The sequence below is a fragment of the Bacillus songklensis genome (assembly GCF_042649685.1).
GTDB classification, from domain to species: Bacteria; Bacillota; Bacilli; order Bacillales; family Bacillaceae_H; genus Bacillus_BA; species Bacillus_BA songklensis.
In genome coordinates this window covers 51,771-78,428 of sequence record NZ_JBHRZT010000007.1, presented here as the reverse complement: position 1 = coordinate 78,428, position 26,658 = coordinate 51,771, and the positions used below count along the sequence as shown (strand labels likewise).

The following is a 26,658-nucleotide window of genomic DNA, read 5'->3' as shown; positions in this document are numbered from 1 at the left end:
GAGAACATGAGAATTACAGATCTTTTAAAGAGAGAAACTATCGTTTTGAACTTATCTTCTTCTTCAAAAGAAGCAGTGATAGACGAGTTAGTCGATACATTGGATTCAGCAGGCAGACTTGCTGGTCGAGACGAATTCAAGAAAGCCATTTTGGCACGTGAAGCCCAAAGCACAACTGGAATCGGCGAGGGAATTGCCATTCCTCATGCTAAAACAAAAGCGGTTAAAACACCTGCAATCGCGTTTGGCCGTTCACAAGCAGGAGTTGATTATGAGTCACTTGACGGACAGCCAAGTCACTTGTTTTTCATGATTGCGGCACCTGAAGGAGCGAACAATACCCATCTTGAAACATTATCACGCCTTTCCAGCCTATTGATGGATCCTGCCTTCCGTAAGCAGCTGATGGAAGCTGAAACGGCAGATGATGTATTGTCACTTATTGATGCCCGGGATAAAGATGAAGAGGAAGAACAAGAACAAGTAGAGGCAGAGCCAAGCGCCAAAGGAAAAGTTTTAGCCGTCACGGCCTGCCCGACAGGAATCGCCCATACGTACATGGCTGCTGATGCGTTAAAAGCGAAGGCAAAAGAAATGGGTGTAGATATCAAAGTTGAAACAAACGGTTCAACGGGAGTAAAAAATGCTTTAACACCTGAAGAAATTGAACATGCTACGGCTATTATTGTGGCTGCTGACAAGCAAGTAGAAATGGAGCGTTTCAAAGGGAAGCATGTCATTCAAGTTCCTGTAGCAGATGGAATTCGCAAATCACAAAATCTGATTGAACGAGCGTTAAAACAGGAGGCCCCTGTGTATCAAGGGTCAGGTAACTCCCAAAGCGGTAACGGGCAAAACGGAACATCAGGAGACAAGCGTTCAGGATTTTATAAACATTTGATGAACGGTGTTTCCAATATGTTGCCATTCGTTGTGGGTGGCGGGATATTGATTGCTATTTCCTTTATGTTTGGGATTAAAGCATTTGATCCAAATGATCCATCACATCATCCGATTGCCGAAGCGTTAATGACAATCGGCGGAACCAATGCGTTCGGATTGATGATTCCGGTTTTAGCAGGATTCATTGCCATGAGTATCGCAGACCGTCCAGGTTTTGCACCCGGTATGGTCGGCGGATTTATAGCAGCAACTGGCGGCGCAGGATTTTTAGGCGGTTTAATTGCCGGTTTCTTGGCAGGCTATCTTGTAGTAGGGTTGAAAAAAGTGTTCAGTGGACTTCCGCAGTCACTTGAAGGCATTAAACCTGTTCTTCTTTATCCGTTTTTCGGTATTTTGTTAACGGGTTTAATCATGTTGTATATTGTTATTGATCCGGTAAAGGCGTTGAATGAAGGATTAACTTCCTGGTTAAAAGGAATGGGAACAGGAAACTTAGTTCTTTTAGGTCTAATTCTTGGTGGGATGATGGCAATTGATATGGGAGGACCTATCAATAAAGCAGCGTTTACATTCGGAATTGCGATGATTGATGCAGGCAACTTTGCACCGCATGCAGCCATCATGGCGGGAGGGATGGTTCCGCCGTTAGGTTTAGCCATCGCAACCACTATCTTTAAAAATAAGTTTACAAAAGCGGAAAAAGAAGCGGGAAAAACGTGTTATTTCATGGGAGCGTCCTTTATTACAGAAGGTGCAATCCCGTTTGCGGCAGCAGATCCTGGACGTGTTATTCCTGCAACCGTCGTCGGTTCTGCAGTAGCGGGAGCGCTAACAATGATGTTTGGAATTGGTCTTCCGGCGCCACATGGCGGAGTATTTGTCATTCCGGTAGTGAAAGGAAACCCGCTTCTTTATATTTTAGCGATTTTAATTGGTTCTATTGTTACCGCTCTTTTAGTGGGATTCTTGAAAAAACCTGTAAACGAATAAGTATTGCAGCCGCTGTGACAAACAGCGGCTGTTTCATTATTTACAAAAGTTAAGGGATCACTTGAAAGAACATGGAGTGAAACGAAAGAAGATGAACCGATAGCGGGGAGAGCCCGCTTTTTTTGCAGATGAAGTTTTTACAAATCATTCACAATTGAAACTTTTCTAAAGCATCATTCGTATAATCAATTACAGGTTACAGAAGGAATATGTTTAAATGGGGTTGCTGAAAAATGATTGTAAAGACAAAATGTGGTACCATTTAATGTAAAGAACAAATCGGAGTGAAGAATATATGAAAATCATTCGCACATTGCTTTTATTGCTGTTTAGCGGCTTTGTCGGGTTAGTATCCATGCCTGTTTCGGTTTTCTTGCTGGACTTACCGTTACTGACGTCTTTTTTTATAGGAATCGGAATCCCGTCTGTGACGCTATTTTTCGTCGTCATAAGATTTTTGTGGAAGCGGGCGAGAACGGTCGATCCTTATCGGGAAGAGACGGCATATGTGAAGCATCAAGTCAAAGAAGCACGCAAGAAATTAGCGTTGATTGGAGGATGTCGGTTCAAAGTGCGATCCGTTACGGGATGGATGAAAATCTCCCAACTGTATAAGCTGGCAAAAGGCATCATCAAAATCGTGGAAGATGAGCCTGCACGATATCGAGAAGTACAAGCTTTCTTTACACAGCATTTGCCGGCAACGGTCACGCTTGCAGATCGCTATACATTTTTGACTAAGCAGCCGGTCATAAACACGGAGTTAAAAGAATCGCTTCGCCAAACGGAGTTGTTAATGGATGAAATGGCCAGTAACTATAATCGGTTACTGTTGAGTACATTATCGAGTGATGTCATGAGCCTTGAGATTGAACAGAAAATGCTGAAGCAGTTATTTCAAGATGAAAAGCAAATGATGCCAAATTCATCAGAGAATGTGAAGCATAAAGGCATATAAGGTGAAACTTCCACCAGTATGGGGAATTCCTGTTAGAAGTGGATAAAGGGAGTTGTCAGAAAATGAGTGAAGCAAGAAAAGATTATTTGGATGAATTGTTGTTAGATCCTTTTGCCGATAAAGCGCAGCCATCCTTCTCCGCCCAAACGGCTCCAAAACCGAAAGCAACCTATGAACTGTTAACGCCTGAGCATCGAGAAAAAGCGATGAAGGTGGCCGAGCAAATCGACTATAAAAATCAGCAAGCAATTTTACAGTATGGGGTAGCGGCCCAATCAGAGCTATCTCAGTTTTCGCATTCTGTGCTGAATCATATTCAGAAAAAAGACACGGGGCCGATTGGGGAAGTTATTTCAGAGCTGATGTTTAAAATTAACCAAGTAAATCCGGAAGACTTCTCAAAAAAGAGAAAAGGCGTCGTTGGCCGTTTGTTTTCTTCCCTGTCAAAGCCCGTGCAAGGAATTTTTTCGAAATACCAAAGCATCAATGTGGAGATTGATAAAATTGCAGATAGATTAGAAGGCTCCCGTCAACTGCTTATGCGTGATTTAATGATGCTGGATAAACTATATGAGAAAAATAAACAATTTTACGATGCATTAAATATTTACATCGCTGCGGCTGAATACAAGCTGGAAGCACTACAAACTGAAACGTTGCCGGCTCTGCAACAAAAAGCGTCTAATACGAATGACTATTTAGCGATACAGGAAGTAAATGATGCGAATCACTTTATCAACCGGTTAGAAAAGCGGGTCCATGACCTGAAGTTAAGCCGGCAAATCGCCATTCAAAGCGCCCCGCAAATTCGCCTGATTCAAGAGGTGAATCAAACGCTTGTTGAAAAGATTCAAAGCTCAATCTTAACAGCTATTCCACTTTGGAAAAATCAGGTCGTCATCGCATTAACGCTGCTTCGTCAGCAAAAAGCGATGGAGGCACAGCGCCAAGTGTCCAAAACAACGAATGAATTGTTGACGCGAAATGCCGATATGCTCAAGCAAAATACGATTGAAGTCGCAAAAGAGAATGAGCGGGGTATCGTAGATATTGAAACATTAAAACGAACGCAGGAAAGCTTGCTGGGTACGTTGGAGGAAGTGCTGCAAATCCAGCAGGATGGACGCGCGAAACGTCAGGAAGCAGAACGTGAATTGCTTGATATGGAGCAGGAACTGAAAACGAGACTGCTTAATATGAAATAAGGGATATTCTAGAGTGAAAGAAGGGGCCGGGGTGACTCAAAAGGGGTGATTTTTTCCTTTTTGAGTCACCCCCTTCTTTTTATTAACTGGTGTAAAGCCTATTGTTGATTTACCAAAGCTTTGAACTACTCCCACTTAGCTAACGCCTACCGAAATTCATCTCCCACTTACTCATTGGGCTACACCCTGCACATTCCTTGAAGTGGGAGTATCCTTTCGGAAAATGATAAAAAGTATTTTTGTTCCATGATTGATTTATCAATGAATGTTTTGTGATAAGCGAAAAATAAAAAAGGCAATACTAAACGGTGTATATGAAAACTCGTCCTCAGGCTATGTGATACAAAACGAATGGGGGAGAACCAAAATGATAAGAAGTCAATATACGTGAAATGACATTCAAAAGCAGGTACGATGATTATGGGAGGGATATATGATGAATCAAGTGATCGAAACATTATTGAACCACCGTTCAATCCGCAAATATGAAGACCGGCCGCTTACGGATGAACAAATACGTACGTTGGTAGAGTGTGCCCAAGCTGCTTCTACTTCAAGCTATATCCAAGCTTATTCAATTATCGGAGTGAAAGATAAAGAAAAAAAGAGAAAGCTTGCTGAGCTGGCGGGAAATCAGCCTTATGTCGAAACAAACGGACATTTATTCGTGTTTTGTGCCGATTTATTTCGCCATGACATGTTGGGAGAAATGGAAGGTAGAGATATTACAGCTTCCATTGAAAGTACGGAAAAATTTATGGTCGCCGTCATTGATGCGGCGCTGGCAGCCCAAAATACAGCGGTTGCGGCAGAGTCAATGGGACTGGGCATCTGCTACATCGGGGGTTTGCGCAACCACTTGGAGGAAGTATCCCAATTGCTGCAGATCCCAAAACGAGTCGTCCCGTTATTTGGCATGACGGTGGGCTATCCTCTTCATGAATCTGGAAAGAAGCCAAGACTTCCTTTTGAGCATATCTATCATGAAGAGACCTATGAACAAGATAAGAATCGCCTGCGGGCACAGTTGGAGGAATATAACAAAATCATTCAAGATTATTATGTACAGCGAACAGGCGGGGAGAGAAAAGATACGTGGACTGGACAAATGGCCGGTATGCTGTCAAACCCGACGAGGATGTACATGAAACAATTTGTTGAGAAACAGGGGCTTAATAAAAGATAGAACAACACGCTGACTTCTTATCTGGTCAGCGTGTTTTTTTGCAACGAGGAAAAGCTCTTTTATAACATCCATTTTGAACAGCCTTCTATAATATACAGTTTTAGTAGTGTAGATAATTTCAATGTGCGAAATGCGACAGATGTCAACGACAATAGAGACGACCGTGAATCATTAATGACTGTGTAATCTCCAGAATGATTCCTGGGAGGCTTTGTAAAAAGGATCTTTCGTTAAATGGAAAGATTCTTTTTTTTGTGGATGGTGATAAGGAACATATATGGACTGTGGAATTAATTTACATTTTTTCATTGACGTGGAACGGGCATATCCTCTTTAATAAAAGTACTGTGGAAGATATGATCATTTTAATTACATATATAGAGTTTCCTCTAAAGTATAGAACGAGACATAGAAAATGTTTTATAAAAAGCATCACGAGAGGAAGTGGTGGCAATGAAGTAGTGAATGTTGTTTAAAGATAGGGTTTGGCGAAAAATTCCATTTGGGGGAACATTTTATGGGCAATAAACTGTACGGAAAAACAGCCATTGTAACAGGTGTATTACGTTTACAGGGAATTGGAGCGGCAATCTGTAAAGAGCTGGCAAAACAAGGGGCGGATATCTTTTTTACTTATTGGAGCGATTATCATCAAGGTACCAATATCGAGGCGAAAAAAGAAGAGCCTCATACTCTGAAAAATCACATCGGACAATTTGGAGTTCGATGTGATCATATGGAATTGGATTTATCCGACCCTCAAGCAGCATCTGCGTTGTTAAGTACGGTTAAAGAGCGTTTGGGAAATCCTCATATTTTGATTAATAATGCCTGTTATTCAAGGGATGATAGCTTTGAAGATATAACGGCCGAAAGCCTGGATGCCCATTATTTCATTAATTTACGGGCAACGACGCTTTTGTCTTCGCGGTTCGCCAAGCAATTTCAAGAACAAATAGGCGGGCGCATCATTAATCTAACGTCCGGGCAATCATTAGGTCCGATGACAGGTGAGATTTCCTACGCGATCACAAAAGGTGCGATTGAAACTTTAACTTATACGCTCTCAGCAGCTGTGGCTCATAAAGGGATTACCGTCAACGCGGTGAATCCGGGGCCGACTGACAGCGGCTGGATCAATGATCAACTTAAAAAGGAATTATTGCCGCGTTTTCCGTTTGGGAGAATTGGTCAACCTGAAGATACGGCACGCTTAATTGCCTTCTTAGCTTCGGATGAAGCGGAGTGGATAACAGGGCAAATCATCCACTCAGAAGGCGGTTTTCGAAGATGAAATTTACGAAAGTGACTCGAAGTATAAAGAACATGCTTTGAGTCACCTGGGAACTTTGCTAACATCCTTTCATTAGATTTAAGAATATTAGTAAAAAATCCGGCCTTTTTGTTTTGGACTGTTCATGAAGCGGAGGAAATGTTCGGCCATTGCTTCTCTCCTTTTTGCCTTCGGGAGGTGCTTGGCGATAAGGGTAAAACCTTTTTCTCTTGGAGATGATAAAAGGGTAAAGGAGGGGTAATGATGAAAGAACAAGAAACGCCTCATACGGAGGATATGACACAGTTGCTCGAAATGATCAATGCAAAAGGCGATACGGGAGAACTCCAAGAGATTGTGAACCATGATGAAAAAATGACGTGCAATGATGAGTTATTTTATAAAGAATTGCGAGTGGTTGTAGAAGATGGGGCAAAAGAGGAATAAGAAGAATTTTCTTTTAGGATAGAGATTGCCGGTGTAATTTAGACGTTCGGTATGATATTTGTTTATGGGTACATTGAAAAAATTTAGTGAAAGTAATGAGAAACTGCTCTAGACATAGGGCATTTTCTTTTTTTGTTGAGGAGGCCAGGAGGCAGGCAGGATGTTTTATTGCATTTGGCCCGCTTGTTGTAACAGGAATATGAGCAAATTATTAGACGGTTTTGATGTCCTATATGTAAAATAATGGTGGTTTTATAAAGTCAAGGGGGAGAAATAATATGGATAAGCGCTATCCGATTGGAACGTTTCAAATGCCTGAAGAAAAAAATGAGAAAGAGTTAAAAAGCTTAATTGCCGATATTAAGGGGCTGCCCGAAAAGCTGCGGGAAGCGGTGCACGGGCTAACCCAAGAACAGCTGGATAGTCCTTATCGGGAAGGCGGTTGGACGATTCGTCAAGTTGTGCATCATTTGGCGGATGCCCATATGAACGCTTTTATTCGCACAAAGCTTGCGTTGACAGAAGAAACACCAACGATCAAACCGTTTGAAGAAAATGACTGGGCTGTTACGAAAGAAGCTCAAGAAGCGCCGATTGAATTATCCCTTTCATTATTGGATGGCCTGCAAAAGCGCTGGGCCTTATTACTAGAAAGTTTAGAAGAAGGCGAGTTCACGAAAGCTGTTTATCATCCGGGAATGGAAAAAGAGCTGGATTTATACACATTGACAGCGTTATATGCGTGGCATGGAAAACATCATACCGCACATATCGTAAATGCGAATTAATACGATTAAGAACCTGTTCCTTCATTTATAGGGCAGGTTTTATATTTTATACCATATCCAGGCATAAGAGAAACATTTTATGATGCTTTTAGCTCTTAACTTTAAAAAAGAACAAGATTTTTGGTTGATTTTTTACAATGATTTCCGTTTCGTTAAAATTTCTCAAATTTTTAGTTGGAATGAAGATGGTCCACCAATTTTTTAAAGGGGGTAGTATATGTTTAGCAATGCGATGAAAAGAAAGCAATGGCTGGGTGTATTATTGATTCTGACCTTGGTAACCATGCCGTTTCAAGCAGCGGATATCTCCGGGGTTCAAGCATCGGATGAGTATGCGGGACTTGAACATCAAATCAATCAAATTTTAACGGATGAGCGCCTGGATGGTGCCATTAGCTCGGTTAGTATTCGAGATGCCAAAAGCGGGGATGTTGTTTTAAGCCGTTTAGGCGATATGCGGTTAAAAGTCGCATCCAACATGAAGCTGTTGACGGGGGCTGCCGCTCTTGAGACGCTGGGGCCAAACTATACGTTTAAGACAGAATTGTTGAGTGATGGAGCAATGAAAGGAAAAACCCTTCAAGGAAACCTCTATTTAAAAGGAAAAGGAGATCCTACTCTTTTAGAGCAGGACTTTGATGAGCTGGCGAAAGAGTTAAAGCGTTTAGGTATAAAAGAGGTGGAAGGAAATCTCGTAGCTGATGATACTTGGTATAATGACGTGAGGCTTTCTGAGGACATAATGTGGAACGATGAGCCCTATTACTACGGAGCCCAAATTTCTGCTCTAACAGCCTCTCCCAATGAAGACTTTGACGCCGGAACGGTCATTGTGGAGGCATATCCAACAAAAGTAGGCCAGCCTGCCGATATTAAATTAACTCCACAAACGGATTATCCTAAGATGGTGAATCATACGACAACGGTCGAAGAAGCAGGTCCGCGTGATATCACGATTACCCGTGAGCATGGAACGAATAATGTGATCGTAGAGGGGATGATCCCGGCTAAAAGTATACGCGCCCGCGAATGGATTACGCTTTCGGAACCAACAGGCTATGCGCTCGACTTATTCAGGAATTCGCTTAAAAAAGAAGGAATTAAAGTTAAGGGCAATGATCATGCATATGGAGCGGCACCTCAGAATGCCGAGCTGCTTTATACAAAGGAATCCATGCCCCTGTCTGGCATCCTTGTTCCTTATATGAAGTTTAGCAACAATACGATTGCAGAAATCCTTGTCAAAGAAATGGGAAGGGTAGTACATAATGAAGGAAGTTGGGAAAAGGGGCTTGAAGTGGTCCGGGATTACTTAAGAAGTATCGGGGTGAATGTGGATACTGTGCGCCTTCGTGACGGCTCGGGTATCTCGCATGTAAGCAATGTGCCGGCCAATGAACTTTCTAAATTGCTGTTTGAAGTCCAACAAGAGGATTGGTATCCTATCTATCTGCACTCTTTTCCTGTAGCCGGAGCCAGCGACCGATTAGCAGGAGGTACGCTTCGCAATCGTATGAAGGGTACAGCCGCTGAAGGGAATGTAAAAGCGAAAACAGGAAGTGTTACCGGCTCATCATCTCTATCAGGCTATGTGAAGACACAAGGCGGTCAAGAATTGATTTTCTCTATCGTCCTTAACAATTTCTTGAGCGACGACTTAAAAGACATTGAAGATAAAATAGCCATCGCATTAGCTGAATACAAACCAAAGCAATCAAAATAGGAAGATAAACAGAAAAAGCGGTCAGAATTTTCCGAGAAATAATCTGGCTGTTTTTTTATTGTAACAAAACCTTAACAAAAAAACAGTTTTCAAAATTGTACAAAAATGGTAGAATGTTTGATGTAAGCGGTTCCATAAATTGATAGGATAGGAGCGAAGTAAATGCAAAACGTAAGTACAAAAGGAATGGAATTAAGTCCTAGATTAGTAGAGTTTTTAAATGGTGTAAAAAAACTGTACATAAATGGAGAATGGGTGGACTCCGTTTCTGGTAAAACGTTTGAAACTGTCAATCCTGCAACTGGTGAAAAGCTGGCGGACGTAGCGGAGGCGGGTCCGGAAGATATTGATTTAGCTGTAAAAGCGGCAAGGGAAGCATTTGATGATGGACCATGGTCAAAAATGGGGACAGCAGAAAAGAGCCGTCTTATTTATAAATTAGCTGATTTAATGGAAGAACATAAATTAGAATTAGCACAGCTTGAAACATTAGATAACGGAAAGCCAATTCGTGAAACATCCAACGCCGATGTTCCTCTTGCGATCGAGCATTTCCGCTATTTTGCAGGCTGGGCGACAAAAATTGTCGGACAAACGATTCCGGTTCAAGGAAACTATTTCAATTATACACGTCATGAAGCAGTCGGGGTGGTTGGACAAATTATCCCCTGGAACTTCCCTTTATTAATGGCTGCTTGGAAATTAGGTGCCGCATTGGCGACAGGTTGTACAGTCGTATTAAAACCGGCTGAACAAACACCTCTTTCTTCTTTATATTTAGCGAAATTAATGGAAGAAGCAGGATTCCCAAAAGGGGTGGTGAACGTTGTACCTGGTTATGGTAAAACGGCAGGTGCGCCGCTTGTAGATCATCCGTTAGTCGATAAAATTGCGTTCACAGGTTCAACGGCTGTCGGTAAATACATCATGAAGCAGGCGAGTGAGTCGCTAAAACGCGTTACACTTGAGCTTGGCGGTAAATCACCGAACATCATTTTACCGGATGCGGACCTTTCAAAAGCTGTACCTGGTGCATTAATGGGAATCATGTTCAACCAAGGACAAGTATGCTGCGCAGGAAGCCGCTTATATGTTCAAAAGAACATGTATGACAATGTGGTAGCGGATTTAGTATCCCTTACACAAACAATCAACCAAGGCAACGGTTTATTGAAAGAAACAACAATGGGTCCATTAATTTCAGCCGAACAGCAAAAACGCGTAAAAAGCTATATTGATAAAGGTGTGGAAGAAGGTGCTGAAGTATTGGCAGGAGGCACAATTCCGTATGACAAAGGATATTTCGTTGCTCCAACGGTGTTTGCCGATGTGAATCATTCCATGACCATCGCGAAAGAAGAGATTTTCGGTCCGGTTGTAGCGGCAATGCCGTTTGATGATTTAGACGATCTTGTTAAAAAAGCAAATGACTCTGATTACGGTTTAGCAGCGGGTGTTTGGACGCAGGATATCAAGAAAGCCCATTACCTTGCGCACCGCATTAAAGCAGGTACGGTTTGGGTGAACTGCTATAACGCATTTGACGCGGCGAGCCCGTTCGGAGGCTACAAACAGTCCGGTATCGGCCGTGAAATGGGAAGCTATGCTTTAGAAAACTATACAGAAGTGAAGAGTGTCTGGGTGAATATGGACTAAGTTCTTTCTTTAAAATTGAGGATTTCAATAAGGGAAGAGACGTGTATAATGGAACGTATAACAACGTTTTATGCACGTCTTTTTTCTTTGTTGTTTATAATTGTATGCGATGAAAAAGAATCGAAAGGGTTTGAGTCATGAATACAACAGAGACAAACCGCATTTCTTTACCGTTTACACCAGAAAATTTGAAGATTTTGCTTCATGAAGTGTGTGACGAACAAAACGAATTTACACACCAACAGCTTGTCTACTGGTGCGAGAAATATACATTACAGTGTCCGGAATATATGTTGAATCAACAAAGATGGCAGGAAGGGCTCCGACTAGCGGAAGAGCGAGAAGAAGCAAAAGCGTTCGCAATCGCCCAGGATGTAACATGGCAGTGGTATAAGCATATGATGGAAGAATGCAAACAAGAGGAATGGAAAGAAGAGAACCTTCCATATTTACAGCTTCCAAAAGGGTTGTTTGTGAAGTGGCTGAATGATTTATACACATATTAACAACTCAAGATACCTTTGTCTCGGTTCTTTAACTTGGGATATGGCCGTTCAATTCGTTAAGGAACAATGTAAAAAGCTCTGCCAGGTTGCAGAGCTTTTTAAATCGTTTGTCTTTAATACCCAAAGCCTCCGTAAGGATATCCATATCCAAAGCCTCCGTAAGGATATCCATATCCATATCCATACCAAGGGCTAAGCAAGGCACTGCCCAACAGTCCCGCCGTTAATCCTCCTAAGAACGGAGCTCCAAAGAACGGACCTCCAAAGAACGGACCTCCAAAGAATGGTCTTCCAAAGAACGGACCTCCAAAGAATGGTCTTCCAAAGAATGGTCTTCCAAAGAACGGTCTTCCGAAGAACGGTCTTCCAAAAATCCTTTCATCATTACTGTCCACTAAGTGATTTTCCAGGGGTGATACATTTGTTCCAATTGTCATAGGGTGCAATTGTCCATTCATATAAAGAACCTCCTTAAATTTTATTCAGTAAAGCATATGCATTTACCCAGAGAAGTTCTTGGGTTTTTATCCCTGTTATGTAGTAAATATCCAAATAAAAAATTCAATAAGGTTTGGAATTGCTTCTATCTTCTTTTTCACCTAATATCCCCCTAAAAAGTATAAGAAAGCTTCTTTTAACAAAAAGTACGTACTAAAGGAGGGATGCGTCATGCGCACGCAAAATAGTGATAAACCTCGTAATGTTACTCCTCGTTTTGATGGAACAAGGGAAGGTCCGATAAAGGATGCTATGGCAACTCAAGCATCAAAGATGGGAATTCGGGCGGATATAGATCCGCTGAATCCGCACCAGGCAACAAACCCATTTCATGTAACACCGACAATGGATCCGGAAATGAAAAAGTTTGAGTCTATTATGGAAGGGAACAATCCTTCTAAGTAAAGGCAAAAGAATGATAAAAAGGAGCCTGCTTGTCAGGCTCCTTTTTTATTGGAATATACATCTCCTGCCGTATCTTCTATTGATATTGCTCCAGCATGGAGAAAAACTCTTTTACAAACTGATAAAACACCTTTTCGGAAGGGGCCAGGTCGCGATTTTTCGGAATGATGAGGCCGACCGTTCTCTTTACATCGGGAATGTTAATGGGGATTTTTACGGTGAAACGGGGAGTCGTCTCGTAAAATGTACTTTCCGGTAAAAGCGTCACCCCCATCCCGGCAGATACGAGACCTTTGATGGCATCCAAATCTTCTCCTTCTGAGGAAATATTCGGTGTGAACCCTGCTTGTTTACATGCGTCAACGGCAATCTGATGGAGGATAAAACCTTCAGGAAACAACACGAAAGAGTCGTTCTTTAAATCGCTGAGACGCAAGCTTTTCCGTTCCGCAAGTGGATGGCTGGTTGGCAATAGGGCGGAAATGCTCTCTGTAAACAAGATATGCCCCTCGATATCATGATCGTTTACAGGTACTGGTCCGAGAAATGCCAAATCGATATCCCTGCTTTTGACGGCATCAATCAAAAATTTGTAAGATCCCTGACGTAAGTGAAACGCTACATTTGGATGTTTATCCTTAAAAGCGGAAATGACCGTTGGCAACAAGTGACTGGCAAGGCTTGTCGGGAAACCGATTTTAATCGTTCCTCGCTCAGGATCCAAATATTCGTCAATTTGTTGCTTGGCGTAGTCAATCGCCTTCATTGCTGTTACGGTATGGGATAAAAAAAGCTTTCCGATAGGGGTGAGCTTTACATTTCGTCCTTCCCGTTCAAATAAATCGACTCCAAGCTCTGCTTCCAAGTTCGCAATTTGCCTGCTGATCGCTGACTGGGCTACATGAAGATATTCGGCAGCCTCGGATACATGTTCGCGTTTGGCGACTTCCATGAAATAGCGCAATTGTCGTAACTCCATCCCAATCCTCCATTCTCTTATCTCAAAATGAGATAGTTTTAATCTAAATTATATATTGTTTATATTAATTTTTGAATATAAAATAAATTCATGTGATTTTACTCGGGTTGAAAATACAGAAAATTATTCAAATTGAAAATACAGAGAAATCGAAACGGGGGAGAAATGATGAAATATAACCATTTACCAAAAGCACAAGGTCTCTACCGTCCTGAATTTGAGCATGATGCATGTGGAATCGGGCTTTATGCACATTTAAATGGCCATGCATCACATGGTATTGTAAAAAAAGGACTTCATATGCTTGATCAACTTGAACACCGCGGCGGACAAGGAAGTGATCCTGAAACAAGTGACGGTGTCGGAATCATGGTACAAATCCCGCATGGATTTTTCAAAAAAGTATGCAACGATATGAACTTACCTGAACAAGGCCGTTACGGTGTCGGGATGATCTTTTTTCCGCAAAATGCTGGAGAACGCGAGCATTATGAGCGTGAAATAAATAAACTTATTGAACAAGAAGGCCAAACGCTTCTTGGTTGGAGAACCGTACCGGTAGACAGCGATCACATCGGTCCTACCGGAAAGAAAACCGAACCGTTTGTACGTCAAGTATTTATTGGGGCCAGCGATGACCTTACGGAACAATTCGCATTTGAACGCAAATTATATATCATTCGTAAACAAGCTGAAAAAGCAGGAGCTGAAAGCGGCTCTGGTTTTTACTTCGCAAGCTTGTCAAGCAACACGATTGTATATAAAGGCTTAATGACTCCGTCAAAAGTATCTGCTTTCTATGTAGATTTACAGGATGAGGATTTCGAGTCGGGCTTTGCGCTTGTACACTCCCGTTTCAGTACAAATACTTTCCCGAGCTGGGAACGCGCACATCCAAACCGCTATTTAATCCATAATGGGGAAATCAACACGATTCGCGGCAACATCAACTGGATGAAAGCACGCGAGAAACAGTTCGTTTCAGAAGTGTTCGGTGAGGACCTGGAAAAAGTTATGCCGCTTCTTGATACAGATGGCAGTGACTCATCCATTCTTGACAACGCGTTTGAATTCTTTACATTAGCAGGGCGCACACCTGCCCACACAGCCATGATGCTGGTTCCTGAGCCGTGGACAAAAGACGAAAACATGGATGATAAGAAAAAAGCATTTTACGAGTACCATAGCTGTTTAATGGAGCCTTGGGATGGGCCGACAGCAGTTGTCTTCACTGACGGCAAGCAAATTGGCGCCATTTTAGACCGCAACGGTCTTCGCCCGGCTCGTTATTATGTAACAAAAGATGACTATCTCATTTTATCATCCGAAGTAGGCGTTGTTGACATCGATCCAGAAAATGTATTATACAAAGATCGTTTAAGCCCAGGTAAAATGTTATTACTCAACCTTGAAGAAGGCCGAATTATCTCAGACCATGAGATTAAAGAGCAAATGGCTGAAGCAAAGCCGTACCGCAACTGGTTAAACGATCAACTTCTAACGGTTCATGATTTACCAGAAGCAGAAGTTGCCGAAAAAATCGACAATTTAGTGAAGCTTCAAAAAGCGTTTGGCTATACGTATGAAGAAGTATCAAAAAATATCATCCCAATGGTCACAGAAGGAAAAGATCCGCTTGGTTCAATGGGTCTTGATACACCATTAGCTGTATTATCTGACCGGCCGCATCTTTTATACAATTACTTTAAGCAATCGTTCGCACAAGTAACAAATCCGCCGATTGATGCGATTCGTGAAGAAGTCGTAACATCAACTTTGTCATTCCTTGGTGCGGAAGGTAACCTTCTTCACCCGAATGAAACAGCGTGCCGACGCATTCGTTTAGAATCACCTTTCATTTTAAATGAAGAGCTTGCACGTCTTAAAGCAAATCAATATCCAGAGTTCAAGAGCCGCACGTTGCCGATTTTATTTACTGAAAACTTAGAACAGGCAGTGGAGGAGCTTTGCAAGGCAGTGGATGGAGCCATTGCAGATGGTGTGACACTTCTTGTGTTATCGGATCGCGGTGTGGACCAAAATCATATCGCCATTCCTTCATTACTTGCCGGCAGTGCGGTACATCAGCATTTACTGCGTCAGGGAACACGTACAAAAGTGAGCATCATTGTTGAGTCGGGTGAAGCAAGAGAAGTACATCATTTCGCTGTTTTGCTTGGTTACGGAGTAGATGCAATCAATCCTTACCTGGCATATGCGACATTAGAACAAGCGATTGCAGAAGATGCCATCGATGTTCCATATGCGGAAGCTGTTGAGAAGTTTAATCAAACAGCAGCAGAGGGCGTTGTAAAAGTTATGTCGAAAATCGGAATTTCGACAGTACAAAGTTACCGCGGCGCGCAAATTTTTGAAGCGGTTGGTATCGGTAACGATGTCATCGAACGTTATTTTGACGGAACGGCTTCACAAATTGGCGGAGTCGGCTTAGATGTCATCGAGCAAGAAGCAAAATTACGTCACGAAGCAGCATACAGCGGCAACTATGAAGATAATACATTAGAAGCTGGAAGTGAGCTTCAATGGAGACGAAACGGTGAACACCATGCATTCAATCCGCATACGATTCATACACTGCAGCGTGCTTGCCGTGAAGGTAATTATGAATTATTTAAAAAGTACTCACAAATGGCAAATGACGAACAATTAACATTCCTTCGCAATGCATTTGCATTTAATGAAAATAGAGAGCCGATTTCAATTGATGAAGTAGAATCAGTCGAATCCATCGTTCGCCGCTTTAAAACCGGTGCGATGTCATTCGGTTCATTGAGTAAAGAAGCGCATGAAACGTTAGCCATTGCGATGAACCGTTTAGGCGGAAGAAGCAACAGTGGTGAGGGCGGAGAAGATCCAAGCCGCTTTACACCTGATGCAAACGGCGACCTTCGTCGAAGCGCAATTAAACAAGTAGCGTCTGGTCGTTTCGGTGTTAATATTCACTACCTTGTAAACGCTGATGAGCTCCAAATTAAAATGGCACAGGGGGCAAAACCTGGTGAAGGCGGGCAATTACCTGGCAATAAAGTATATCCATGGGTAGCTGAAGTTCGCGGTTCAACGCCTGGTGTTGGATTAATCTCACCGCCACCGCATCATGATATTTACTCAATTGAAGACTTAGCCCAATTGATTCATGATTTAAAAAATGCCAATCCGAAAGCTCGTATCAGTGTGAAACTTGTATCCAAAGCAGGTGTTGGTACAATCGCAGCGGGTGTGGCAAAAGGTGCAGCTGATGTGATCGTCATCAGCGGTTATGATGGTGGAACAGGTGCATCACCAAAAACAAGTATTAAACATACTGGTTTACCGTGGGAGCTTGGATTGGCAGAGGCTCACCAAACATTAATGCTAAACGAATTGCGTGATCGTGTTGTATTAGAGACAGACGGAAAGTTAATGACAGGCCGCGATGTTGTCATGGCCGCATTACTTGGTGCGGAAGAATACGGCTTTGCAACTGCTCCGCTTGTTGTAATGGGCTGTGTTATGATGCGTGCTTGTCACTTAGATACATGTCCGGTCGGTGTGGCAACACAAAACCCGGAGTTACGCGCAAAATTCATGGGTACTGCTGACCATGTCGTAAACTTCATGACATTTATTGCGCAGGAAGTGCGCGAACTTATGGCACAGTTAGGCTTTAGAACAGTTGAAGAAATGGTTGGAAGAACAGATGTATTAACAGTAAGCGAACGCACGAAAGCACACTGGAAAGCAAAATATTTGGATTTATCTAAATTGTTATACCAAGCAGAAGGTGCTCGTACATTCAGCCGCCCGCAAAACCATAAGTTAGATCAATCGCTTGATATGACTGAAATTCTTCCACAATGCATATCGGCATTAGAAACCAAACAGCCGGTCGATCTTCATTTCCATGTGAAAAACATCCACCGTGTTGTCGGAACGATTGTCGGCAGCGAAGTGGCACAGCGATACGGTGGAGAAGGTTTACCAGAAGATACCATTACACTTCGTTTCACGGGCTCAGCAGGTCAAAGTTTCGGTGCCTTTATCCCTAAAGGTATGACCATGCATCTTGATGGAGATGCAAACGACTACCTTGGTAAAGGTTTATCAGGCGGCAAAATTATCGTTCGTGCACCGAAGGATGCTTCCTTTGCGCCTGAAGATAACGTGATTACGGGTAACGTATCATTTATCGGGGCAACATCCGGTGAAGCGTATATTCAAGGCCGTGCTGGTGAACGTTTCTGTGTACGAAACAGCGGAGTCCATGCGGTTGTAGAAGGAATCGGAGACCACGGCTGTGAATATATGACAGGCGGCCGCGTCGTTGTGTTAGGCCGCGTCGGCAAAAACTTTGCAGCCGGTATGTCAGGCGGAATCGCGTACGTTCTTGCTGATGATCAAGATGAATTTAAAGCGTTATGCAATCAAGAGATGGTTGAGTTTGAAACCCTTAGCGATATAACAGAAATCAAAGAAGTCATGGAGATGGTCATAAAACACCATGAATATACAGGAAGTCCAAAAGCCGCATATGTGCTTGCAAATTGGAACGATTTGATGGAAAAATTCGTGAAAGTCATTCCAAAGGACTATAAGCGAATGATGAATCGCATCCAGGAGCAGAAGGAAGCCGGATTGACGGATGAACAAGCGGTCATGAGTGCTTTTGAAGCAAATGTCAAGCAACAGAAACAGCAGAAATCAACACTTGTCAAACTGAAAAAACAAGAAGCAGTCGTACAATAAAAGGAGGAGGAGACTATGGGAAAAGCAACAGGATTTATGGAATATACACGTGAAGAGGCAAATGAACGGGACCCTCTTGAACGTCTAAGCGATTGGAAAGAACACTCGGCTCCTTTCTCCGATGATGCATTACAAAGACAAGGTGCCAGATGTATGGATTGTGGAACGCCATTTTGCCACATGGGTACTGAAATAAATGGACTGACATCAGGATGTCCGATTCATAACTTGATTCCTGAATGGAATGATTTAGTCTATCGCGGAAGATGGAAAGAAGCGTTAGACCGTCTTTTAAAAACAAATAATTTCCCTGAATTCACAGGGCGCGTTTGTCCAGCGCCTTGTGAGGGTTCCTGTACGGTATCGATTTATGATCCGGCTGTTGCCATCAAAAGCATTGAGCACACGATTATTGAAAAAGGTTTTCAGGAAGGCTGGATTACACCGCGTATTCCGAAAGTGCGGACAGGTAAAAAAGTGGCGGTTGTCGGTTCAGGTCCCGCAGGTCTAGCGGCTGCCGACCAATTAAATCAAGCCGGTCATAGTGTAACGGTGTTCGAGCGTGCTGACCGCATCGGCGGATTATTAATGTATGGAATTCCAAATGTAAAACTGGAAAAAGAAGTAATTGAACGTCGTGTACGCCTGCTTGAAGAAGAAGGCATCACGTTCGTGACAAATACAGAAATCGGCAAAGATATTTATGCTTACGAGTTACAAGCTGATTTTGATGCCGTCATTCTTTGTACAGGTGCGCAAAAACAGCGTGATCTTGTCATGGAAGGCCGCGAGTTGCAAGGCATCCACTTTGCCATGGACTATTTAACAAAAACGACCAAAAGCTTGCTTGATTCTAACTTTGAAGATGGCCAGTTTATCAATGCGGAAGGAAAAGATGTAATCGTAATTGGCGGCGGTGATACAGGTGCCGACTGTATCGCAACAGCGCTTCGCCAAAACTGTCTTAGTGTAGTGCAGTTCGGTAAGCACCCGATTTTGCCAAATGATCGTTCATTAGACAATCCATGGCCGGAATACCCGCTTACATTTGCGCTTGACTACGGGCATGAAGAAGCAAAAGCAAAATTCGGTTCTGATGTACGTGAATATTTAATTCAAACGAAAAAAATTGTAGGCGATGAAAATGGACATGTAAAAGAGCTTCATACGATTGGCATGGAAAAAGTCGTAGAAAACGGCAAGTATGTGTTTAAAGAAGTTCCAGGAACAGAAAAAGTATGGCCGGCACAGCTTGTCTTAATTGCAATCGGTTTTGAAGGAACCGACCAGCCGCTCCTTGAGCAATTTGGCGTAGAAGCAGAAAATCGTAAAATTAAGGCAGAATACGGAAAGTATAAAACGAACATTGACGGCGTATTTGCCGCAGGGGATGCAAGAAGGGGCCAAAGTTTAATCGTGTGGGCGATTAACGAAGGCCGTGAAGCGGCACGTGAAGTCGATCGTTATTTGATGGGGAGCTCGATTTTACCGTAACAAAGGGGTTTAACACATAATAGATAAAAAGATAGGCAGGGTACGTCTATAATCAACGGCTGATCCGCCTATCTTTTTTGTTGTTAATATGTAAGAAAAATCCCATCCAGAAATGGGCTTTTTAGCTTCAGAGAAATCAAATGCCACTGTTCAAGTGCATTGGGAAAATAATGGTCATTATTTAACCCCAACGGAAGTGGACGCAGCGGCTAAGTGGTATGGACAGTATTTTAGGTGAAAATCATTTTTCTAGCTTTTCGCTCTAAATCTCTTTTACAATTAAGAAGAAAGGGAGTGTGAATGAAGTGAAAGCACAAATTATTCGATCTTTTGGTGAACCATCAGTGTTTCAATTAGAAGAGATTCAAAAGCCGGAGGTATTACCGGGACATGTATTGATTCAAGTAAAGGCGACAAGTGTCAATCCCATTGATACGAAAGTCCGCAGCGGGGCAGTTCCGGCCGTTGCCCCTGAGTTTCCAGCTGTATTACACGGAGATGTGGCAGGGATTGTCACGGAAGTGGGCGAAGGCGTCAGCGGGTTTAAACCTGGCGACGAAGTATTTGGCTGCGCGGGCGGTTTTAAAGGGACGGGTGGTGCACTTGCAGAGTTTATGCTTGCAGATGCCCAATTGATTGCCCACAAACCAAAAAACTTGACGATGGAAGAAGCCGCTGCTTTACCTCTTGTATCTATCACTGCCTGGGAAGCTTTGTTTGACCGCGGGCAGATCAAGTCCGGACAAGATGTACTCATTCATGCGGCTGCCGGTGGTGTAGGACACGTAGCCATTCAATTAGCGAAATGGGCCGGAGCCAAAGTGTATACGACTGCCTCTTCGCCTGAGAAACTGGAAATCGCCAATCGTTTAGGGGCAGACACAGTTATCCATTATCGAGAAGAGTCTGTTCAAGATTATGTTCAAAAATATACAAACGGCAAAGGATTTGAAGTCGTGTTTGACACGGTAGGCGGTGAAAATCTCGATCGCTCTTTTGAAGCGGCCGCGGTCAATGGTACAGTATTGGCCATTGCTGCCCGTTCAACTCATGACCTGTCCCTCCTGCATTCAAAGGGACTTTCTCTACATGTTATTTTTATGTTGTTAAAGATCATAAACAAAGATCAACGTAAACATCATGGCGAGATTTTAAAGAAAATCACCCGGGTTGTGGAGGAAGGGAAGCTTCATCCCCTTATCGACCCAAATATATTTACGTTTGATGAAGTCTCAAAAGCGCATGAATATATAGAGTCCAAGAAAGCAATTGGGAAAGTTGTATTAAAAAATACTTGGTAATTGCCTTCCAATGCGAATGAGTAAAAAGCTTCCCGGTTCCTTCTTGCTATTGAGCTTTGTCCAGGGAGCCCGTAAAAAACAGAAATAAGGGGTTATCCTTCCTATAGTTAAAAGGGCTGTCGAAGAAGCTGAAATCATTAATCTATCAACCATGGATAAAATGCCGCAAAAGCGGTAAAATAGACAAAGAGGGGTGGGCAAAAAAGCATAAATGAACATGCTTTTTTGCCCCCCCTTATGTTATTCTCGCCGGATTATTTCTTGGTCTAATACCCGATACCCTTTCTTTTCAAGCATATGGGTCAGGGTAACGATATCCTGAGAGGGGGTGCATAAAGGAAGGGTAACTCCAATTCGCCGGAACAACCGTGTCCCGTTATCTAATGTAAGTAATCCTTCGATATTGTAATGTTTCAAAATGTCAGTAATGTTATGAAGGGAGCCTTTACTTTCCGGGGTGGCGACCGTTAAATGAATGCCTCCTGCCTTCACCCCCAGTGCATCTTCCAGTACTTCCATCACGGCATTATGGGTTAAAATTCCTTTTAATTGATGATGTTCATCAATAATAGTGTGGCTGTTACGGCATTTCCGGCTTCAATCGTACTGACAAACGTATACTGAAGCCCTAAAATCCCCAAAACACCAAACAATAGCAGGCGCTTCCATGGCTTTAATATACACCAGATATTTTCTTTGCGGACCGCCAGGAATAGGAGCATCAACACTCCGGCCATAAATAGCCGTATGGCTACAAGCGATGGTAAGTCAACTGTTTCGTGGGCAAACAGCCATTGCATAGCAGGACCTGAGATTCCCCATAAGACCGAAGCGGAAATAATTAAAATAAGACCAATGATTCGTTTTTTTCGTTCAGTACGCATAGTTGTTAACGCCCCCTATATTAATCACAAAGTTTATTATACTGTTTTATGGAAGGCAGAGGGAGTTGTATTATATAAGTCTCGCTTAATTTTTTAACCTCTGTCCCCGGCTCTCCTTCTATTCACGCCTTTCTGTTCTTTCATCTTGAACGAGCTTACAAAGGGTATGCGGATTCATATAGAAGGATTTTATTATCCAAACATTTTTGACTATCATGCTTTAAAATGAAAGATCCGGGAGTGTCTCGTGATAAGGATCCTAATCTAATGAATGAATCGATCCAGGTATTTGATGATTAAATTCTTTAAGGCAGGATAAAACAATGAAAACGCCTATACGCTAACATCCCTGCTTGAATAAGATAAAAATGATTATAGCCATGAAAGGGAGGGTTAGGATGTCTCATAATAAAAAAGAAAAAGTAGTCCATGTTGATAATCTAACTGTTTATGCAAAAAATATTGACATTGTTCATGATCGCACAGAAGACGATCTCCCTCGGAGAAGAGATCCGTGGGGATTTTTCTGGGGCAGGCCACGAATAAGTAGAGAAAATGAGCAAGCAGCGGATACTCATGAAGAGAAAGGAGAATGAAACGGATAAACAGATAGGATGATTCCGCAATCCGGCTCAATGGATAACGGCATTTCACAGATGTTAGTGATACTGGTTCGGTATATTCTAAAGTAATGTCATGAATGATCGTTAAGGCTTCCTCTAGGGGGGCCTTTTTCCTTTAACGTTTGCTTCATTTCTACAATGCAGGTTTGAAACATTTTTATATGCGCGACCGTTGCAATTGCCAATTTTCTTTTAAGGAAAGAAGGCATACTTTTTGATAATTTTCATGAATGATTGCATTTTGGGATAGATCCCATAGCCGTCTGTCTCCAGTCATTGTGACAAAAGTATATTCTCGAAAGCTAAAAACGGCTATCATTTCACCCTCCGATTTTCCTGCCTAGTATTACAATTATGATACAACCTTTCAGGTACTTAGAAGAATACAGATGGTTTACTAAAAGTAAATAAACGGAGAATCATGTTTATTTTAAAAAGTGTCACAACTTACTTGTGACAAAGTTATGACATCTTTGTCTTTCATCTTCCTCTTTTCAGCAACTATAATGAAAGCGTATACAAGCAAACAAAAAGAAGGGGGAATCCGATTGAGAAAGCGTCAATTGTTCAAAGGGCTCATTGTAGCATCTACTTTTTCTATGTTATTGACAGCTTGTTCATCCAAAAGTACAGAACAAGCCGTTGATACGAAAAGTAAAAATGCAGACAAAATTAACACGGAAGTACAGGTGGATGCTCCTTTTGATGGGTGGGTCGAAGGCCTGCCAAAAATCACAGCACCGGAAGGGTTCGATTGGAAGCAATTCGAAGGGGTTGAATTAAATGTGATTTCGGAGAACACCCCGCCATCGTCTGCTCTGGCAGCTAATATTGACAAATTTGAGTCCATAACAGGCATTAAAGTTAATATTGAACAAAGTGATTTAAGTACAGTTGTAGAGAAAACAAGCTTGGATTTCAATGCCAAATCTGCAAAATATCACATTATTTATGCGGATCCATATCAAATTTTAGCTAAGCAGTCCCAGCATTTTGTTAATTTAAATGACTTTATGAAAGAACCAACTATGCCTCAGCTTCCAGGTGGCCTCGATGATTTCATTCAAAGCCAGCTCGAAGTAGATGGATATATGGGTAACAAAGATGCCCTTTATGCTCTTCCTTACGACGCACCAACGATGGTATTGGCGTACCGTAAAGATGTCATTGAAAAGTATAAAGATCAATTCATGGCAGAAAAGGGTTTCGATTGGACACCGGGCCCGAACTTAACATGGGACCAATACTATGAAGCGGCGAAATGGATTACGGAAAAAGCAAAAGAAGGCGTCATTACAGAAGTGAAATATGGTACTGGCCACCAGGCAAAGCAATATGATTCGTTAATGTGTGACTTCAGTGTCATTTTAGCGGCAAATGGTGGAGATTATTTTAAAGAGAGCAACTTAGGAAGTGTGGGTAAAACAAATCCTGGTAAATCAGCAATGACTTCAGATGTTGCTATTGAATCGGCTGAGTTTTATAACAAACTTCTAAAAGTGGCTGCACCAGGAAGTACATCATGGGATTGGTCAGGACTTGCCGAGGCATTTGCTGCGGGAGAGGTAGCGATGGCACCGGAATGGCACGAATTTTCATCTACCTTTGAAGATCCATCTAAATCGAAAGTAGCCGGTAATGTTGGTTGGGCTGTCTTGCCGAAAGGGAAAGAAAGAAACGCTCATATTTACGGGGGAACAGGAATCGGAATTAATAAATATGCAAGTGATGAAGAGAAAAAAGCAGCATGGCTGTTCTTAGTTTGGGCTACATCACCGCAGTCTCAATATATGATTTTAAAATCCGATCAAGGCGGATCAACGCCAACCCGTCACTCCGTCTATGAGTTACAGGATGTTCAAAAAGGAATGCAGACAGGTACGGAAGAGGCAAAACAAATGCCGAACTTGCTGCCGATGATGGCAACGCTAGAAGCATGGAAAGAAGAGAATGTATATATGCGTCCGAAAATTCCTCAATGGCCGCAAGTGGATACGTTTATTTTTACGGAGTTATCGAAAATGTTAGCAGGAAAACAAAGTCCTGAAGAAACGGTAAAAGAAATTGCTAAACAAAGTGATCAGGCAACCGGTAACTAAGGCACAGAGCAGGAAGGGGGATTTCCCCTTTCCTATTCAAATAAGAGAGGAGTGGGTTTGTGAATACTGAATCTTCAAAGGTATATGAGCAGTCAACCGTGGCTTCTGCTAAAGTTTCTAAAAAATTCATCCACCTTCCAAAATTTAAGACGGAACACTGGATGTTGTTCCCTTCCATTGTTTTGCTTGCCATTATCAGTATCTTTCCATTTATTTATTTGATTTACGCGAGCTTTATGGATTTTATGCTGTCAATGGATCAGCCGGCTTTTAATGGAATCGAGAATTGGAAACGAGTATTCATTAATGAAACATTTTGGGCTTCGTGGGGCAGAACGGGTATTTTCACGATAACGGGATTACTTCTTGAACTTATCATTGGTGTTGGAGTCGCTCTATTAATTTATCAACTTCCTAAAGGGAGAAACCTAGTTGTTACATTATGGATGATTCCAGTATTTGTGGCCCCTGTTGTAGCCGGTTTGTTAGGACGGTTCCTGTTGAACTCTACGTATGGATTATATGCATGGCTGTTAGGTTTTGTGGGAGTAAACAAAGAGATATTGGGAGATGTCAGTACATCCTTACCGGCCGTCATTTTAATGGATGTATGGGAGTGGACACCGCTCATTACAATGATCGTGTTGGCAGGACTGCAGTCATTGCCGACAGATGCGCTGGAAGCAGCGGAAGTCGATGGAGCCAATTACGTTCAAAAATTGCTGTTCGTTATCTTGCCGCTTATCTCTAGAACGGTTTTAGTCGCCCTGTTAATTCGCTCCATGGACATTCTCCGCTTCGTTGACATCATCAAGATTACGACAGAAGGAGGGCCTGCGGATTCTACAAAAGTGATCGGCTACTATTTATTGGAAATAGCGTTTAAATTTCAGGATTTTGGTACAGCTGCAGCGCTCGGTTTAACCATGTTATTTGTAACGATTTTTCTTGGAAAACGTTTTGTCAATTTTATGGCGAGAGGAGAAGAGTAAATGGATATGTCTATCAAGACGAGAAAGATTGCCCTCAATATCATTTTATATGTACTTGTGACGATTGCGTTGATTTGGGCTCTTCTTCCCATTGTATGGATGGTCCTATCATCTGTTAAAAATCAGGCAGGAATGTTTTCGATGCCGCCGAAGTTCCTGTTTAAACCTAACTTTGAAACATATCAATATATGTTTTCGGAAAAGGGGAATTTTTTCAGCTTTTTATCCAATAGTTTAATAGCTGCCATTGTTTCTACAGCTATTTCGCTTATTCTTGGAACATTGGGAGGCTTTGCCCTTGCGCGGGGAAAGTTCAAAAATGAAAAGGGATTGTCATTCTGGATCATCAGTACACGCATGGCACCAGTTCCGGCTGTCATCTTACCACTATACCTAATGTTTTCAAAATTGGGTTTGATCGGGACAATGCCCGGTTTAATTTTCGCATACACAACATTTAATTTGCCTTTTGCTTTATGGATGATGATGGTGTTCTTTAAAGAAGTACCGCCTGCGCTGGAAGAAGCGGCGATGATTGACGGGTGCAGCAAATTCCAGGCATTTTGGAAAGTTGCATTGCCGCCTGCAGCGCCTGGTCTTGTAGCAACAGGCATCCTTTGTTTGATGTTTTCCTGGAATGATTTTATGTTTGCTTCCATTTTCTCAGGGCATGATACACAAACCATTCCTGTGGCTGCTTCGCTTTTAATTACACAAACAGGTATCGCATGGGGACAGGCGATGGCGACAGGCACGGTCATTATTACTCCAATGGTCATTGCTGGATTGGCCGTCCGAAAATATCTGGTGCAAGGATTATCGATGGGGGCGGTGAAATAAGTATATCAATCCACATAAATCATTTGACGTGGATAAAAAACATCCACGCAAATGATTTACGCATAAGCGGCCGCCAAGCTCCCTTTCGGGTTCTTGTCAGCCGCTTATACGAAGACCTTTGTAAGATCGTTCAAGATGAAAAAACAGAAAAGCGCAAGTAGA

At 42.3% G+C, this 26,658-nt stretch carries 22 protein-coding genes; 18 read left to right on the top strand and 4 right to left on the bottom strand.

Annotated elements, in window-relative coordinates:
• Positions 1-6: 6 nt before the first annotated feature.
• From ACFOU2_RS00930 to ACFOU2_RS00885, 10 genes are all read left to right on the top strand, one after another.
• Positions 7-1,893, top strand: coding sequence for a PTS fructose transporter subunit IIABC (locus ACFOU2_RS00930; protein WP_377911381.1), 1,887 nt, complete (start codon positions 7-9; stop codon positions 1,891-1,893).
• A 295-nt stretch (positions 1,894-2,188) separates the two neighbouring features.
• On the top strand, positions 2,189-2,851 hold the full coding sequence (locus ACFOU2_RS00925; protein WP_377911379.1) for a 5-bromo-4-chloroindolyl phosphate hydrolysis family protein: 663 nt from the start codon (positions 2,189-2,191) through the stop codon (positions 2,849-2,851).
• A 62-nt stretch (positions 2,852-2,913) separates the two neighbouring features.
• Positions 2,914-4,056 (top strand): toxic anion resistance protein, encoded by a 1,143-nt coding sequence (locus ACFOU2_RS00920; protein ID WP_377911377.1) that lies wholly within the window; start codon positions 2,914-2,916, stop codon positions 4,054-4,056.
• A 436-nt stretch (positions 4,057-4,492) separates the two neighbouring features.
• The gene (nfsA, locus tag ACFOU2_RS00915) at positions 4,493-5,242 is read left to right on the top strand and encodes an oxygen-insensitive NADPH nitroreductase (protein ID WP_377911375.1); all 750 of its coding nucleotides are present in this window, start codon (positions 4,493-4,495) and stop codon (positions 5,240-5,242) included.
• A 517-nt stretch (positions 5,243-5,759) separates the two neighbouring features.
• Positions 5,760-6,536 carry an SDR family oxidoreductase gene (locus ACFOU2_RS00910; protein WP_377911373.1) on the top strand — a complete coding sequence of 259 codons (777 nt, stop codon included), beginning with the start codon at positions 5,760-5,762 and terminating at the stop codon, positions 6,534-6,536.
• Positions 6,537-6,779: 243 nt separating this feature from the next.
• On the top strand, positions 6,780-6,962 hold the full coding sequence (locus tag ACFOU2_RS00905) for a hypothetical protein (RefSeq protein WP_377911371.1): 183 nt from the start codon (positions 6,780-6,782) through the stop codon (positions 6,960-6,962).
• 278 nt (positions 6,963-7,240) lie between these two features.
• Positions 7,241-7,750 (top strand): YfiT family bacillithiol transferase, encoded by a 510-nt coding sequence (locus tag ACFOU2_RS00900; protein ID WP_377911369.1) that lies wholly within the window; start codon positions 7,241-7,243, stop codon positions 7,748-7,750.
• 217 nt (positions 7,751-7,967) lie between these two features.
• Positions 7,968-9,473 (top strand): D-alanyl-D-alanine carboxypeptidase/D-alanyl-D-alanine endopeptidase, encoded by a 1,506-nt coding sequence (dacB, locus tag ACFOU2_RS00895; protein WP_377911367.1) that lies wholly within the window; start codon positions 7,968-7,970, stop codon positions 9,471-9,473.
• Positions 9,474-9,659: 186 nt separating this feature from the next.
• Positions 9,660-11,129, top strand: a complete 1,470-nt coding sequence (locus ACFOU2_RS00890; protein ID WP_377911699.1) for an aldehyde dehydrogenase family protein — start codon at positions 9,660-9,662, stop codon at positions 11,127-11,129.
• Positions 11,130-11,266: 137 nt separating this feature from the next.
• Complete coding sequence (locus ACFOU2_RS00885) at positions 11,267-11,635, top strand: hypothetical protein (RefSeq protein ID WP_377911365.1); 369 nt, start codon at positions 11,267-11,269, stop codon at positions 11,633-11,635.
• A 113-nt stretch (positions 11,636-11,748) separates the two neighbouring features.
• On the opposite strand, the gene ACFOU2_RS25660 is transcribed toward ACFOU2_RS00885, so the two are convergent.
• On the bottom strand, positions 11,749-12,072 hold the full coding sequence (locus ACFOU2_RS25660; RefSeq protein ID WP_449237045.1) for a hypothetical protein: 324 nt from the start codon (positions 12,070-12,072) through the stop codon (positions 11,749-11,751).
• Between the two features lie 232 nt (positions 12,073-12,304).
• Here ACFOU2_RS25660 and ACFOU2_RS00875 point away from each other — a divergent pair, with 232 nt between their 5' ends.
• A complete protein-coding gene (locus tag ACFOU2_RS00875; RefSeq protein ID WP_377911363.1) occupies positions 12,305-12,538 on the top strand; it encodes a hypothetical protein in 234 nt (77 codons plus the stop codon).
• Positions 12,539-12,614: 76 nt separating this feature from the next.
• Here the strand turns inward: ACFOU2_RS00875 and ACFOU2_RS00870 are convergent, their stop codons facing one another.
• Positions 12,615-13,517 carry a LysR family transcriptional regulator gene (locus tag ACFOU2_RS00870; RefSeq protein ID WP_377911361.1) on the bottom strand — a complete coding sequence of 301 codons (903 nt, stop codon included), beginning with the start codon at positions 13,515-13,517 and terminating at the stop codon, positions 12,615-12,617.
• 168 nt (positions 13,518-13,685) lie between these two features.
• On the opposite strand from ACFOU2_RS00870, the gene gltB reads away from it, so the two are divergent.
• From gltB to ACFOU2_RS00855, 3 genes are all read left to right on the top strand, one after another.
• Positions 13,686-18,263, top strand: coding sequence for a glutamate synthase large subunit (gene gltB / locus ACFOU2_RS00865; protein WP_377911359.1), 4,578 nt, complete (start codon positions 13,686-13,688; stop codon positions 18,261-18,263).
• Between the two features lie 15 nt (positions 18,264-18,278).
• Positions 18,279-19,757 (top strand): glutamate synthase small subunit, encoded by a 1,479-nt coding sequence (gene gltD / locus ACFOU2_RS00860; protein WP_377911357.1) that lies wholly within the window; start codon positions 18,279-18,281, stop codon positions 19,755-19,757.
• Positions 19,758-20,062: 305 nt separating this feature from the next.
• Positions 20,063-21,058 (top strand): zinc-dependent alcohol dehydrogenase family protein, encoded by a 996-nt coding sequence (locus ACFOU2_RS00855; protein ID WP_377911695.1) that lies wholly within the window; start codon positions 20,063-20,065, stop codon positions 21,056-21,058.
• Between the two features lie 240 nt (positions 21,059-21,298).
• On the opposite strand, the gene ACFOU2_RS00850 is transcribed toward ACFOU2_RS00855, so the two are convergent.
• Complete coding sequence (locus ACFOU2_RS00850; RefSeq protein ID WP_377911355.1) at positions 21,299-21,577, bottom strand: hypothetical protein; 279 nt, start codon at positions 21,575-21,577, stop codon at positions 21,299-21,301.
• Positions 21,578-21,603: 26 nt separating this feature from the next.
• Positions 21,604-21,942, bottom strand: a complete 339-nt coding sequence (locus tag ACFOU2_RS00845) for a DMT family transporter (protein ID WP_377911353.1) — start codon at positions 21,940-21,942, stop codon at positions 21,604-21,606.
• 398 nt (positions 21,943-22,340) lie between these two features.
• On the opposite strand from ACFOU2_RS00845, the gene ACFOU2_RS00840 reads away from it, so the two are divergent.
• From ACFOU2_RS00840 to ACFOU2_RS00825, 4 genes are all read left to right on the top strand, one after another.
• Complete coding sequence (locus ACFOU2_RS00840; protein WP_377911351.1) at positions 22,341-22,538, top strand: hypothetical protein; 198 nt, start codon at positions 22,341-22,343, stop codon at positions 22,536-22,538.
• A 575-nt stretch (positions 22,539-23,113) separates the two neighbouring features.
• Positions 23,114-24,664 carry an extracellular solute-binding protein gene (locus tag ACFOU2_RS00835; RefSeq protein WP_377911349.1) on the top strand — a complete coding sequence of 517 codons (1,551 nt, stop codon included), beginning with the start codon at positions 23,114-23,116 and terminating at the stop codon, positions 24,662-24,664.
• Positions 24,665-24,723: 59 nt separating this feature from the next.
• On the top strand, positions 24,724-25,656 hold the full coding sequence (locus ACFOU2_RS00830; protein WP_377911347.1) for a carbohydrate ABC transporter permease: 933 nt from the start codon (positions 24,724-24,726) through the stop codon (positions 25,654-25,656).
• On the top strand, positions 25,657-26,496 hold the full coding sequence (locus ACFOU2_RS00825) for a carbohydrate ABC transporter permease (RefSeq protein WP_377911344.1): 840 nt from the start codon (positions 25,657-25,659) through the stop codon (positions 26,494-26,496).
• Positions 26,497-26,658 lie beyond the last annotated feature (162 nt).

Bases quoted from the DNA above. Each gene is read 5' to 3' on its own strand.
- ACFOU2_RS00930 (WP_377911381.1), top strand. From the start codon at position 7: ATGAGAATTACAGATCTTTTAAAGAGAGAAACTATCGTTTTGAACTTA.
- ACFOU2_RS00925 (WP_377911379.1), top strand. From the start codon at position 2,189: ATGAAAATCATTCGCACATTGCTTTTATTGCTGTTTAGCGGCTTTGTC.
- ACFOU2_RS00920 (WP_377911377.1), top strand. From the start codon at position 2,914: ATGAGTGAAGCAAGAAAAGATTATTTGGATGAATTGTTGTTAGATCCT.
- nfsA (WP_377911375.1), top strand. From the start codon at position 4,493: ATGAATCAAGTGATCGAAACATTATTGAACCACCGTTCAATCCGCAAA.
- ACFOU2_RS00910 (WP_377911373.1), top strand. From the start codon at position 5,760: ATGGGCAATAAACTGTACGGAAAAACAGCCATTGTAACAGGTGTATTA.
- ACFOU2_RS00905 (WP_377911371.1), top strand. From the start codon at position 6,780: ATGAAAGAACAAGAAACGCCTCATACGGAGGATATGACACAGTTGCTC.
- ACFOU2_RS00900 (WP_377911369.1), top strand. From the start codon at position 7,241: ATGGATAAGCGCTATCCGATTGGAACGTTTCAAATGCCTGAAGAAAAA.
- dacB (WP_377911367.1), top strand. From the start codon at position 7,968: ATGTTTAGCAATGCGATGAAAAGAAAGCAATGGCTGGGTGTATTATTG.
- ACFOU2_RS00890 (WP_377911699.1), top strand. From the start codon at position 9,660: ATGGAATTAAGTCCTAGATTAGTAGAGTTTTTAAATGGTGTAAAAAAA.
- ACFOU2_RS00885 (WP_377911365.1), top strand. From the start codon at position 11,267: ATGAATACAACAGAGACAAACCGCATTTCTTTACCGTTTACACCAGAA.
- ACFOU2_RS25660 (WP_449237045.1), bottom strand. From the start codon at position 12,072: ATGACAATTGGAACAAATGTATCACCCCTGGAAAATCACTTAGTGGAC.
- ACFOU2_RS00875 (WP_377911363.1), top strand. From the start codon at position 12,305: ATGCGCACGCAAAATAGTGATAAACCTCGTAATGTTACTCCTCGTTTT.
- ACFOU2_RS00870 (WP_377911361.1), bottom strand. From the start codon at position 13,517: ATGGAGTTACGACAATTGCGCTATTTCATGGAAGTCGCCAAACGCGAA.
- gltB (WP_377911359.1), top strand. From the start codon at position 13,686: ATGAAATATAACCATTTACCAAAAGCACAAGGTCTCTACCGTCCTGAA.
- gltD (WP_377911357.1), top strand. From the start codon at position 18,279: ATGGGAAAAGCAACAGGATTTATGGAATATACACGTGAAGAGGCAAAT.
- ACFOU2_RS00850 (WP_377911355.1), bottom strand. From the start codon at position 21,577: ATGGAAGTACTGGAAGATGCACTGGGGGTGAAGGCAGGAGGCATTCAT.
- ACFOU2_RS00845 (WP_377911353.1), bottom strand. From the start codon at position 21,942: ATGCGTACTGAACGAAAAAAACGAATCATTGGTCTTATTTTAATTATT.
- ACFOU2_RS00840 (WP_377911351.1), top strand. From the start codon at position 22,341: ATGTCTCATAATAAAAAAGAAAAAGTAGTCCATGTTGATAATCTAACT.
- ACFOU2_RS00825 (WP_377911344.1), top strand. From the start codon at position 25,657: ATGGATATGTCTATCAAGACGAGAAAGATTGCCCTCAATATCATTTTA.